This is a genomic window from Cellulomonas sp. PS-H5 (assembly GCF_019265565.1).
GTDB lineage: Bacteria > Actinomycetota > Actinomycetes > Actinomycetales > Cellulomonadaceae > Cellulomonas.
This window is the reverse complement of sequence record NZ_JAHVCI010000084.1, coordinates 1-12,112: the sequence shown is the minus strand read 5'-3', so window position 1 is coordinate 12,112 and position 12,112 is coordinate 1. Positions and strand designations below refer to the sequence as shown.

Sequence of the window (12,112 nt, the reverse complement as noted above, 5' to 3'; positions counted from 1 at the left end):
CAGAGTTACGGCGGTCATAGCGAAGGGGAAACGCCCGGTCCCATTCCGAACCCGGAAGCTAAGCCCTTCAGCGCCGATGGTACTGCACTCGCCAGGGTGTGGGAGAGTAGGACGCCGCCGGACATCATTTCAGAAAGAGCCATCCCTTCGGGGGTGGCTCTTTCTGTTTCCCAGGAACGCCGCAGACGGTCATGGGCACGCCGTCGCGCAACACCCCGTCCGCGCACGCGCCCGCACCCGTGTCCCGCGCCCGTGTCCCGCGCCCGTGTCCCGCACGCGGGGGAAGTCCTCGCCGAGAGGGCAGTAGGTGCTCGCTCCCGTGCGCGGGAAGCAGCACCTACTGCCCGCTCGACGGCTGCTGCGTGACAGTTCGCTCGACGGCTTCTGCGTGACAGTCCACTCGGACGGCGGCGTGCGTGTGGGCGGGGTCGCCCCGCCGACATGGCAACTCTCGGCTCTGTCCGCACGCAGACGCACAGCCGAAAGTTGCCATCTCGGCGAGCGGACGTGGCGCGAGAGCCGGCCGCATCGACGCGCCGCGTGCAGTGCCGCGTCTCTCGCCGAGTGGGCAGTAGATGCTCCCCTCAGGGCGCCGAGGGGAGCATCTAGTTCCCACTCGGCGGGGGTGGGTGCGGGCGCGGGGCGGCGAGTCTCCATCCGTTGCGTGTAGACGAGTGGTCGCGCGGAGAGCGGAGATGGAGAGTCGGCGTCCGCGGGCGTGTGGGTGATCGCGTGAGTGGCGTCCCGGGAGCAGGAGTGGGGATCAGGAGCGGGGGTTGGCGCCGCGGGCGTCCCAGCTGCGGGCGAGGATCCGCTCGAGCGCCGGCTGATCGACGGCGTCCAGGTCCTTCACGTAGAGGCAGCCGGTGCCCGTCGTGTGCGGACCCAGCTCCGCCAGGTCGGCGGCGTGCGCCTCCAGGCCGTCCATGAGGTAGAGCGTCAGCGCGGTCTTCCTGGGGGAGAAGGCGACCGGCGGCCAGTCGCCCTCGCGCCCGGAGGCGTAGCGGTAATGCGCGCTGCCGAAGCCGACGATCGACGGACCCCACAGCACCGGGTGCTCGCCGGTGATCCGCTCGAGCAGCTCGCGTGCCCGCACGGCGTCCCGGCGACGGCGTTCGGGCTGCACCGCGGCGAGGAACGCGTCGACGTCGGCGTCGGTCGGCACGGTCTTCGGGGAGTCGGGCATGCGTCCATGATGCCGGAAGCACCTGACGACGGGCGTGCGCTCCGTGGGTCAGCGGTGGGCGATGTGTGCCGGTGCCGTGGGACGGCGCTCGGCACTCGGTGTCGGCACTCGGTGCCCGCGCCGACGGTCGGCGGTCGACGGCCGGAGACGCCAGCGGTGGTCAGTCACCGCGGACGAGGCCCGCGATCGCGTGGGATCCCGCGGCGGCGATCACGGGATCGTCGTCGCCGTGCGTCACCAGCGCCGATGCCATGACCAGCGCCCAGCCCGCGGCCCGGCGCCAGCGGCCGGGGTCGCGCGGCCCCCGGGCGTCGGCCAGGGCGTCGGCGCGCGCCCGGAAGGCCGCGCGGCCCTCGGCGTCGAAGGTCAGCCACGCGGTCGCGAGGTCGCACGCGGGGTCGCCGGCCGTCAGGTCGCCGAAGTCCAGCAGGCCGGCGAGACGGCCGTCCGCCGCGACGAGGTTGCCCGGGTGCGGGTCGCCGTGCAGCCACACGGGCGGGCCCGGCCACGCGGGTGCGGCCAGTGCGTCCCGCCAGAGGGCGTCCAGGCGAGCACGACTGCCGGGCGTCCCCGCGGTCGCGCTCGTCGACGCTCCGCCCGCTCCGCCCGCTCCGCCCGCTCCGCCCGCTCCGCCCGCTCCGCCCGCTCCGCCCGTCGCGTCCGTGCTCCCGGCGTCCGTGCTCTGGGTGCCCGTGCCCGTGCCCGTGCCCGGAGCCGTCCGGGCCCCGCTCGCGCCGTCCGTGCGTGCGTCGTCCGCCCGCGTCCCCAGCGCGCCCCTGCCGTCTGCGCCTCTCCCGTCCGAGCCCCGGCCCGCCGCGGCCGCGATCGCGCCGTCGAGGTGACCGGCGTCGAGCCGCGCCCGGAGCGCGGCCGCCCGGCCGGCGAGGGCGCCCCCGCGGAACGGGTTCACCGGGGCGCCCGCGGGAGCGGGCACGTGCAGCGCGACCAGGGCCTCGGCGAGCTCGGGCGCCCACGCGGTGCGGTCCGCCACCGGCTGCTGGGCGACGTGCACGCCGTGGACCCAGGGCACCACGCTCCACGACCACGGGAACCGCGGGTCCGGCCGGCCGATCCGCACGGGCGCAGGCACAGGGACGGGGCAGAGCGCGGCCAGCGTCGGGAGCCAGCGCTGCTCGTGCTCGACCAGGTGGGCTGCGAGCTCGCGTCGCGGCAGCCGTACGGCGAGGTCGTCACCCAGCCGGAAGGTCGCGTTGTCCCAGCCGTGGGCGGCGAGCCGGAGCGGGAGGTCGGCGAGGTCCGGGTGCTGGTCCTGGAGCAGCGCGCGGACGAGGTCGGTGGTCAGGTCCACCTCCGCGGGCGGCTTGACGGGCACGGCGGGCTCCTCGGGTGCGGCACGGGTGGTCCCGGTCGGGCTGGGCGGGCGGACCGGTCAGGCTACTCGCCCCGCGGGGCCCGGGTGGGCTCGGAGTGCCACGTCACGGTGATCGGCAGTCGCAGGTCCGTCCAGCCGACGAGCGCCGGCAGGTGGTGCACGCCGGCGGGCGCCCCCGCCGCGACGACCGTGGCCTGCGCCGCCACCGCCGCGGTGGCCGCCGACTGCCCTGAGCCGGTTACGGACACCCGCGGGCCCGAGGCGTCGCGGACGTGGAGCAGCCAGTCCTCGGTCCCGGGCAGGTGCAGGCGCCCTGCGAGCCGTCCCAGCGGCGGCGCCCAGGTCAGCGCGGCGAGGGCCGCGGTGGCGAACCGGGTGTCGGTGCCGAAGAAGGTGCGGACGGGGCGGCCGAGCTCGCGGGTGAGCGCGTGCTGGTCGCTGAAGTCCGCCCGGAGCAGCCGCCGGGGTCCACCCGGGAGGTCGAAGCGCGCACCCCTCGTGTAGTTCCGGACGGTGGCGCCGGGACGCGTCGTGTCGGGGAAGGACCGCCCGAGCAGCAACAGGCTCCACGCGGTCGCCGCCGCGCCGTGGGCCTCGCCGGCGCCGAGGACGACGCCGACGTCGAGCGGCCCGGACGGCGCGCGCCCAGCGGCGGCGTCGCGTTCCACGACGGCGTGCGCCAGCAGGTTGGTGAGCCCCGGGGCGATGCCGACGCTGACCAGGACAGGTGCCGCAGGCTCGAGCCGCTCGAGGGCGGCGAGGTAGCCGGTCGTCGCGCTGATGTCGACGAACGGGGTCCCGGCGTCCGTGACGGCGCGGACCAGGTCGACGTCCTCGCGGCCGGCGGCGTTGAGCACCACGTCGGCCTCGCGTGCGGCGCGGGTGACGGCGGTCCGGTCCGCGAGGTCGAGGGCGACGTCGGCGCGGCGGGCGTCCCGGCCCGCGGTCCGCGGCGCGTGCCCGGCGGCGCGGAGGTCGGCGTTGGCGCGCGCTCCGACGGCCCCGTACCCGCCGAGGACGAGCACGTGCAGGGGACGGTCGGGCGTGGGGGAGTCGGGCACGGAGAGCTCCTCGGGGTCGGGTCTAACTCGTACAGCAATGTTCGAGATAGTATTCCGACATGCGCTCGACCTCCGACGAGACCTCGGCCACACCGCCCGACGCGACCCCGGCGACGACGGCGGGCGTCCGCCGTCACGAGGCGGCTCCGCGTGCCCGTGGCGCCGCCCGCCCGGCCCCGCGCGCCGACGCGCGGCGGAACCGGCAGGCGGTGCTCGACGCCGCGCTCGCGGTGTTCGCGTCGGACCCGGCCGCCACGGTGGCGCAGGTGGCCCACGCGGCCGGGGTCGGGCGGGTGACGCTCTACGGGCACTTCCCCACGCGGGAGGACCTCGTGCGGGCGGCGCTCGACGAGGCGGTCGACCGTGCGCGCCGGGCGCTGGCGCGGAGCGGCGTCGTCGACGCGAGCGGCGCCGTGGCTGCCGCGGGCGACCCGGTGGGCGCTCTCGGCGCGCTGCTCGGGGCCGGCTGGTCCGCGCTCGCCGAGGGGCACGGCGCCGTCGAGGCGGCCTGCCGGGTGCTGCCCGCGGCGGAGGTCGACGCGCGGCACGAGCCCGTCGTCGCTCCGTTGCGGACCGTGCTCGCGGAGGGGCGCGCGGCGGCGGCCGTCCGGGACGACGTGGCGCTCGACTGGCTGGTCGCCGCCGTCTCCGCGCTCGTGCACGCCGCCGCGCAGCAGCGGGCGGCCGGGCTGCTCGACCACGACGAGGCGACGCGCACCCTCACGCTCTCGGTGCTGGCGCTCGTCCGGGCCTGACACGTCGACCCGGGCGGGTGCCCGCGACGCACCGCGCAGGCAACCGCCCGGCGTCAGTGGCGCTCGGCGTCGTCCCCCGTCGCGAGCGGCCGCGGCGCCGCCCCGCCCTGGGCCGTCGGGGACGCCGCCACCGCGGGCGCGCCTGCGGGCACCGGCCCCGCGCCCCGCGGCAGCACCGACTGCGCGAGCAGCGTCGACCCGGCCACCGCGGCGGGCATCGTCGCCACCGCGCCGCCCGGCACGAGGAAGCACAGCTGCGTCGCGACGCCGAACCCGAGCGCCCGCGCCCGGTGCGCGCGCAGCAGCGCGTTGCGCTCCCGACGCGAGAGGCCGCGCGCCACGAGCGCGCGGGACGACAGCTCGTGCGCGAGCACCCAGCCGGTGAGCACCACGCCCGCGATCCAACCGAGGGGCGCGCCGACCAGCGGCACGAGCCCGAGCAGCCCGGCGACGGCGGCGGCGACGAGACCGCGCGCGACCAGCGCCACGCCGTCGACCGCGCCGCGCCACACCCCGGTCGAGCCCTCGGGGACGGTGCCGGTGGTGTCCTGCTCGACGGCGCGCCAGATCCGGTCGTAGAACGGCTCGCCGACCGCGAGCGTCAGCGCGGTGAACGTCACGACCACCAGCACCACGGAGCCCACCAGGACCACGCCCTGCGCGGCGAGCTCGGCGGTGCGCTCCCAGCCGGGCGACCAGCCGTCGGCGAACGGGGTGAGCGTCTCGCCGACGGCGTCGAGGTTGACCACGAGCGCGATCAGAACCGCCAGGACGACGACGCCGACGATGACCGCGGGGATCAGGCCGCGCGCCATCGCGCCCGGTCGTCGCCGCCACCAGGACCAGCCGCCGCCGAGCAGGCGGGCGCCCGCGAGGAACTCGTGCATGCGGGCAGCCTAGGTGGCCGGCACGTCGTCCCGCCGCCGGGGAGCGTCGTCCGCCCCGGCCGCGGGGGTCGGGACGCCCGCGCCCCGAGCCGGGTCGTGCTCCGCGCGGAGCGGCACGACCGCGTCGACGACCATCGACCCGTCCGTCGGCCCCTCGACCGGCACCGGCACAGGCGTCGCCTCGACCCGGTCGAGCGGCGCGATCGGCTGCTGCGCGAGCGCCCGGTGCGCCCGCAGGTACGCCGGGACGAGCAGCACCACGGCCCCGGCCCACGCGAGCGGGTTGCCCCACACGACGCCGAGGTAGCCGAAGGCCGCGCCGAGCACGATCGCGGCGCCGACCCGCATGACCAGCTCGATGACGCCGGTGAGCGTCGGCACGCCCGTGCGGCCGAGCCCCTGCAGGGCGCCGCGGAGCACGAACAGCACGCCGAGCACGGCGTACAGCGCCGCGTTGACGTGCAGGAACTGGGTCGCCATCGTCACGACCTCCGCGGCGCCGTCGCCGACGAACAGCCGCACCAGCGAGGCACCCGAGACGAACAGCACGACGCCGAGCACCGCCGAGCCGGCGACCGCGAGCCACGACGCCTGGACGACGCCCTGCCGGATGCGGTCGGGGCGACCGCCGCCGAGGTTCTGCGCGACGAACATCGAGACCGCGAGGCCGAGCGACTGCAGCAGGGCGACCGCCAGGCCGTCCACGCGGGCGGCCGTCGTGTACGCGGCGACGGCGTCGGCACCGAGGGTGTTCAGCCGGACCTGCACGGCGAGCGTGCCGATCGCGATGATCGAGGCCTGGAAGCCCATGGGCAGGCCGATCCGGAGGTGCTCGGCGAGCTCGGCCCGCGGCACCCGCCAGTCGGCGCGGTGCACGTGCAGCACGGGCACCCGCCGCCGGACGTACTCCAGGCACAGCGCGACCGACAGCGCCTGCGACACGACCGTCGCGAGCGCGGCGCCGCCGACGCCGAGTCGCATCGGGCCGACCATGACCACGACCAGGACGACGTTGAGCACGCACGCCAGCGTGAGGAACCACAGCGGCGTCCGGGAGTCGCCGATCGCGCGGATGATCGCGGCGAGGAAGTTGAAGAACATGAGCGCGCCGGCGCCGAGGAAGCTCACCTGCGCGAACGTCGTGGCCTCGGCCATCAGGGACGACGGCGTCTGCAGCAGCGCGAGCGCCGGGCCCGCCAGCAGCGGCGCGCCGACGGTGAGCAGCACGCTCGTCGCGCCGGTGAGGATGGTGCCCGCGGCGACCGAGCGGCGCACGGCGGCGGCGTCCCGCGCGCCGAACGCCTGGGCGGTGGGGATCGCGAAGCCCGAGGTCATGCCCCAGGCGAAGCCGAGCAGCAGGAACAGCAGGCTGCCGGTGGCGCCGACCGCGGCGAGCGAGTCGACGCCGAGGTGGCGGCCGACGACGACGGCGTCGGCGAACTGGTAGAGCTGCTGGACGACGTTGCCCACCAGCAGGGGGACGGCGAACACGAGGATGACGCGCCAGGGACTGCCGGCGGTCAGGACCTTGGCCATGACGAGGGTGCTCCGGGGCAGGGCGGGGGTGGGTGCGGATCGGTCGGGCGGGGGGAGGGGCGGTCGCCGGTCGTGCCGTCGCGCCGCAGCACCGATCGTATCGTTTCGACGGCGGTTGACCAGAGGGTCCGGCGGGCGATTCCACCCGTTCGACGCGCCGCTGCGGGCGACGTCACACCGGCGCCGGCACCGTCCGGCTCTCGTCCCACGGGACGGCCCACCCGACGGCGTCGAGCAGCCGGTCGAGGATGAACGCGGTGAAGCCCCACACGAGCACCCCGTCGGCGTCGAACGCCGGCCCGCGCCACTCGTGGCCGCCGCGGCGCAGGACGGTGGTCACCCGGCGCGCGGGGTCCACCAGGTCCGCCACCGGGACCCGGAACACGTCGATGGTCTCCGCCGGGTCGGTCGCCGCCACCGCCGACGGCCGGTCCCACCACCCGAGGACGGGCGTGACGAGGTTGCGGCTCACGGTGACGGGCAGCAGCGGCAGCGTGCCGAGCACCCGCACGCCCGCCGGGTCGAGGCCGGTCTCCTCCCGCGCCTCGCGCAGCGCCGCCGCCTCGGGGCCCGCGTCGGTCGGGTCGATCCCGCCGCCGGGGAACGAGACCTGGCCCGGGTGGTGGCTCAGCGTGGGGGAGCGGCGGGTCAGCAGCACGTCGAGGTCCGCCGCGACCGCGGGGTGGTCGGCGCGCGCGTCCGCCGTGTCGAGGACGCCGAACAGGACGAGCACCGCCGACTGCCGGACCGGCCGTGCGTGCGACGCCTCCCGCCCGGGCGGCGGTGCGTCGAAGGCCCGCTCGGGGTCCGGAGCCCACACGGGGCGCGCGGCGCACAGGGCGACGAGGTCGGCGAGCGCCCCCGACGCCGCGCCGGCCCCCGACGCCGCGCCGGCCCCCGACGCCGCGCCGGCGCCCGACCCCGCCGTCACGTCCGCTCCCGCACCGCGTCGGCGAACGACGCCAGCCCGAGGTCCGCCCCGGGCCGCAGCGCGGCGAGGTGCTGCCGCGAGCCCAGCCGGATCGCGGCGACCTCGTCGGGCTCCAGGTCGGCGATCATCTGCGGCGTCGACAGCCACAGGTCGAGCACCGTCGGGTCGACCTCGAGGTGGAACTGCGTGCCGACCGCGGACCCGGCGCGGAACGCCTGCACGGGGGTGGTCTCCGTCGACGCGAGCAGGGTGGCTCCCGAGGGCAGGTCGACGGCGTCGGAGTGCCAGTGCAGCACGGTCGGTCGCGGGCCGGCGGGGGCGAGCAGCGGGTCGTGCGCGACCACGTCGACGGGCGCGAAGCCGATCTCGGTGCCGTGCCGCCGGTGCAGCGGCGCGCCGAGGGCGAGCGCGAGCAGCTGCATGCCGAGGCAGACGCCGAGCGTCGGCAGGCCCGCGTCGACGGCCTCGGCCAGGAGCCGGCGCTCGGCGGCCAGGCCGGGGTGGCCGGCGTCGTCGTCCGCGTCCTGCGGGCCACCCATGACGACGAGGCCGGCCAGGTCGGTCACGGCGGGCAGCCGCGGCGACGGGTCGTCGAGGACGGTGCGCGTCGTGATCGGCAGGCCGTCGAGCGCGCGGGCGACGAGGCCCGGCCCCTCGTGCGCGACGTGCGTGAGGACGAGGACGGGACGCGGCTGGCTCACGGGGCGACCCTAACCGGTGCGCGGCGCGGCGCCCGGCGGGACGCGGACGGGCACGGGCCGGGGCTCTCGCACCCCGGGCCCGGGCCCGTCCGTCACCTCGTCACGCGACGCGGTCGCGCCGCGGGCCGGTCACCACCCGTCGGGCAGCGGGCGGCCCTCGTCGTAGCCGGCGGCGGACTGGATCCCGACGACGGCGCGCTCGGCGAAGTCGTCGAGCGAGGTCGCCCCCACGTAGGTGCAGGAGGACCGCACGCCGGAGGTGATCCGGTCGACCAGGTCCTCGACGCCGGGGCGCTCGGGGTCGAGGTACATCCGGGAGGAGGAGATGCCCTCCTCGTACAGCGCCTTGCGGGCGCGGTCGAACGCGGACCCGCCGCGGGTGCGGGCGGCGACGGCGCGGGCCGAGGCCATGCCGAAGCTCTCCTTGTAGAGCCGGCCGCTCCCGTCGGCGTGCAGGTCGCCGGGGGACTCGTGGGTGCCGGCGAACCAGGACCCGACCATGACCTGCGAGGCGCCCGCGGCCAGGGCGAGCGCGACGTCGCGCGGGTGCCGCACGCCGCCGTCGGCCCAGACGTGCTTGCCGAGCTCACGCGCAGCCGCGGCGCACTCGAGGACGGCGGAGAACTGCGGCCGCCCGACGGCGGTCATCATCCGGGTGGTGCACATGGCGCCGGGGCCGACGCCGACCTTGACGATGTCGGCGCCCGCGGCGATGAGGTCGCGGGTGCCCTCGGCGGTGACGACGTTGCCGGCGACGACCGGCACCCGCGGGTCGAGCGACCGCACGGCCTCGAGGGCGTCGAGCATCTTGCGCTGGTGGCCGTGCGCGGTGTCGACGACGAGGACGTCGACCTCGGCGTCGAGCAGCGCGGCGGCCTTGCCCTTGACGTCGCCGTTCACGCCGACCGCGGCGGCCACGCGGAGGCGCCCCTGCGCGTCGAGCGCCGGGGTGTAGATCGAGGACCGCAGGGCCCCGACCTGGGTGAGCACGCCGATGAGCCGGCCGTCGCGGACGACGGGGGAGAACTTGCGCCGCGAGCCGTGCAGCCGCTCGAACGCGGCCTCCAGCCCGGCGGTGCCGCCGGACTCGACGACGGACAGCTCGACAGTGGTCGGGTCGCCGGACATCACGTCGGCGATCTGGGTGAACCGGTCGACGCCCTCGCAGTCGGCGGGGGTGACGACGCCGACGGGCCGGTCGCCCTCGACGACGACCGCGGCGCCGTGCGCGCGCTTGCCGATCAGGGTGAGCGCGGTGTGCACGGTGTCCTGCGGGGACACGACCACGGCGCTCTCGACGACGGTGTGCTTGGCCTTGACGGACGCGACCACGTCGGCGACGACGTCGGTCGGCACGTCCTGCGGCAGCACGGCCAGGCCGCCGCGGCGCGCCACGGTCTCGGCCATGCGGCGGCCGGCGACCGCGGTCATGTTGGCGACGACGACCGGGATGGTGGTGCCGGTGCCGTCGGTCGACGACAGGTCGACGTCGAAGCGGGAGGCGACCTCGGACCGGGACGGGACGAGGAAGACGTCGCCGTAGGTGAGGTCGGAGGAGGGCTGGTGCCCGGGCAGGAAGCGCATAGGTGTGTTCCCCTTTCCGCCCGATGCTACCGGGCGCCGTGCGGCACCCACCCGGGACCGCGGGACCCCGCACCGGGGCCCCGCGGGACGGGCACTACTCCTTCACAGCACCGGCGCTCTGGTTCATGATCCGCTTTTGGAAGATGAAGAACAGCACGGCGACGGGGATCGTCATGATCGCCGCGGCCGCCAGCTTCAGCGGGTACTGCGTGCCTTGGGACAGCTGGCCGGACGCCAGCTGGGCGACGCCCTTGGTGAGCGTGACCAGCTGCGGGTCCTGGGACGCGACGATGAAGTGCGACAGCTCGTTCCAGGAACCCTGGAACGACAGGATCACGATGGTCACCAGCGCGGGACGGGCCATCGGCAGCACCACGGACCAGAACACCCGGAAGGTCCCCGCGCCGTCCATGCGGGCGGCCTCCTCGACCGACGGCGGGATCGACTCGAAGAAGTTCTTCATGATGAAGATGCCGGCGGCGTCCGCGAGCAGCGGGATGATCAGGCCCGCGAACGAGTTGTAGATGCCGACCTGCTTGATCACGAGGAACTTCGGGATGAGCAGCACGACGTTCGGCACGGCCATGACGGCGACGAGCCCGGCGAACACCAGCCCGCGTCCCCGGAACCGCAACCGCGCCAGGGCGTAGCCGGCGAGCGAGTTGATGAACACCCGCCCGATCGTCACGACGACGGTGACGACCACCGAGTTCCGGAACCACAGCGGGAAGTCGGACCGCAGGAACAGCCGCTCGTAGGCCGCGGTGGACCAGGTCTGGGGGATCAGCGAGATCGCGTTCTGGGCGGCCTCGGCGTCGGTCTTGAACGACGTCGCGACCTGGATGAGGAACGGGTAGACGTACAGGATCGCGAGGACGACGAGCACCGCGTAGGTGAACGACGTCGCGAGCATGCGGCGCCGGCTGCGGCGCGCCCGCGGCGCCGGGCCGCCGGCGGGCCCGGACGCGCCGCGGGACGCACCCCGGGTGCCGCTGGTGACGGTGGCGGCGGTCATCGGTCGCTCCCGGTCGTCGAGGTGGAGGTCGTCGCGCCGGCGCCCGGGCCGCCGGTCGTGGTGGCGGTCGCGGCGACGGCGGCCGGGGGAGCGGGCGGGGTCCGGTGGAACCGCTTGCGACGAGGCACGTCGCGCTCCCGGAGCACGATCCGCTGCAGGACGGTGAGCAGCACGATGATCGCGAACAGCACGAACGCGATCGCGGCGCCACGTCCCCACTGGTTGTTCTGGAACGCCGCCGTGTACGACAGGTACGCCGGGGTGAGGGTGGTCTTGGCGGGGCCGCCCTGGGTGCCGGTGTAGATCTGGTCGAACACCTGCCAGGTGCCGATGAGGCCGAGGGTCACCACGGTGAACACGGTCGGCTTCAGCATGGGCAGCGTGACCCGGAAGAACCGCTGCCGGGCGTTGGCGCCGTCCATGACCGCGGCCTCCTCGACCTCGGCGGAGACGGCCTGCAGCGCCGCGAGGAACAGCAGCATGAACGTGCCGGAGGTGGTGAAGATCGCCAGCAGGATGAACGCGGTCATCGCCACGGACGGGCCGGCGGCCCACTCCCACAGGGAGATGCCGAGGAACCCGTGCTGCGCCAGCGCGGCCGGCGCCGAGTCGACGCCGAGGGTGCCGAGCAGCAGGTGGATCACGCCCTGCGGGTCGTTGAACCAGTTCGGACCGGTGATCGACAGCTTCGCGAGGATCGCGTTGATGGTGCCCGAGGCGGAGAACAGGAACAGCCACAGCACCGTGATGGCGACCGACGACGTCACGGACGGGAAGTAGAACGCCGTCCGGAAGAAGCCCTTCCCGCGCAGCGCGGCGCGGTTGACCATCGTCGCGAGGAACAGGGCGAGCGCGGTCTGCAGCGGGACGACCAGCAGGACGTAGTACGCGTTGTTGCGCATCGCCGTGCCGAAGTCCTGGGTGGCGAGGCCGCCGCCGAGCAGCAGGCGCTCGTAGTTGTCGAGCCCGACGAACCCGACGTCCGACGACAGCGGGCTGCCGCGGCCGGTCCAGTCGGACAGGCTGACCCAGAGCGCCATGAGCACCGGCACGACCAGGAACAGCCCCAGGATGACGAGCATCGGGGTGAGGAACAGCCACCCCGACGCGGCCTCGCGGCCCC

11 protein-coding genes and 1 rRNA gene are annotated in these 12,112 nt (G+C 75.8%); 2 read left to right on the top strand and 10 right to left on the bottom strand.

The annotated features are described in order from the left end of the window. Positions 1 to 6 precede the first annotated feature (6 nt). Positions 7 to 123, top strand: a 5S ribosomal RNA gene (gene rrf / locus J5O08_RS19385). A gap of 640 nt (positions 124 to 763) precedes the next feature. Here rrf and J5O08_RS19380 read toward each other — a convergent pair. The 3 genes from J5O08_RS19380 to J5O08_RS19370 form a co-directional block, all read right to left on the bottom strand. After that, positions 764 to 1,186 carry a DUF1801 domain-containing protein gene (locus J5O08_RS19380; protein ID WP_218708535.1) on the bottom strand — a complete coding sequence of 141 codons (423 nt, stop codon included), beginning with the start codon at positions 1,184 to 1,186 and terminating at the stop codon, positions 764 to 766. A 160-nt stretch (positions 1,187 to 1,346) separates the two neighbouring features. Further along, entirely contained in the window at positions 1,347 to 2,519 is a 1,173-nt protein-coding gene (locus tag J5O08_RS19375; protein WP_218708534.1) for an aminoglycoside phosphotransferase family protein, read from the bottom strand. Between the two features lie 62 nt (positions 2,520 to 2,581). After that, a complete protein-coding gene (locus J5O08_RS19370) occupies positions 2,582 to 3,580 on the bottom strand; it encodes a saccharopine dehydrogenase (protein ID WP_218708533.1) in 999 nt (332 codons plus the stop codon). Positions 3,581 to 3,639: 59 nt separating this feature from the next. On the opposite strand from J5O08_RS19370, the gene J5O08_RS19365 reads away from it, so the two are divergent. Then, positions 3,640 to 4,335: a TetR/AcrR family transcriptional regulator gene (locus J5O08_RS19365; protein WP_218708532.1), complete on the top strand. Its 696-nt coding sequence runs from the start codon at positions 3,640 to 3,642 to the stop codon at positions 4,333 to 4,335. Positions 4,336 to 4,388: 53 nt separating this feature from the next. On the opposite strand, the gene J5O08_RS19360 is transcribed toward J5O08_RS19365, so the two are convergent. The 7 genes from J5O08_RS19360 to J5O08_RS19330 all read right to left on the bottom strand — a co-directional run. After that, complete coding sequence (locus tag J5O08_RS19360; RefSeq protein WP_218708530.1) at positions 4,389 to 5,222, bottom strand: EI24 domain-containing protein; 834 nt, start codon at positions 5,220 to 5,222, stop codon at positions 4,389 to 4,391. A 9-nt stretch (positions 5,223 to 5,231) separates the two neighbouring features. Further along, entirely contained in the window at positions 5,232 to 6,758 is a 1,527-nt protein-coding gene (locus J5O08_RS19355; protein WP_218708529.1) for an MATE family efflux transporter, read from the bottom strand. 172 nt (positions 6,759 to 6,930) lie between these two features. Beyond that, complete coding sequence (locus tag J5O08_RS19350; protein WP_308281733.1) at positions 6,931 to 7,689, bottom strand: CoA pyrophosphatase; 759 nt, start codon at positions 7,687 to 7,689, stop codon at positions 6,931 to 6,933. Continuing rightward, positions 7,686 to 8,390 (bottom strand): type 1 glutamine amidotransferase, encoded by a 705-nt coding sequence (locus J5O08_RS19345; RefSeq protein ID WP_218708528.1) that lies wholly within the window; start codon positions 8,388 to 8,390, stop codon positions 7,686 to 7,688. Before J5O08_RS19345 ends, J5O08_RS19350 begins: the two co-directional genes overlap by 4 nt. A gap of 129 nt (positions 8,391 to 8,519) precedes the next feature. Next, positions 8,520 to 9,974, bottom strand: a complete 1,455-nt coding sequence (locus J5O08_RS19340; protein WP_218708527.1) for a GuaB1 family IMP dehydrogenase-related protein — start codon at positions 9,972 to 9,974, stop codon at positions 8,520 to 8,522. Positions 9,975 to 10,068: 94 nt separating this feature from the next. After that, positions 10,069 to 10,989 carry a carbohydrate ABC transporter permease gene (locus J5O08_RS19335; RefSeq protein WP_218708526.1) on the bottom strand — a complete coding sequence of 307 codons (921 nt, stop codon included), beginning with the start codon at positions 10,987 to 10,989 and terminating at the stop codon, positions 10,069 to 10,071. Then, on the bottom strand, positions 10,986 to 12,112 hold a 1,127-nt coding region (locus J5O08_RS19330), incomplete at its 5' end, for a carbohydrate ABC transporter permease (RefSeq protein ID WP_255590245.1). The genes J5O08_RS19335 and J5O08_RS19330, both read right to left, overlap by 4 nt.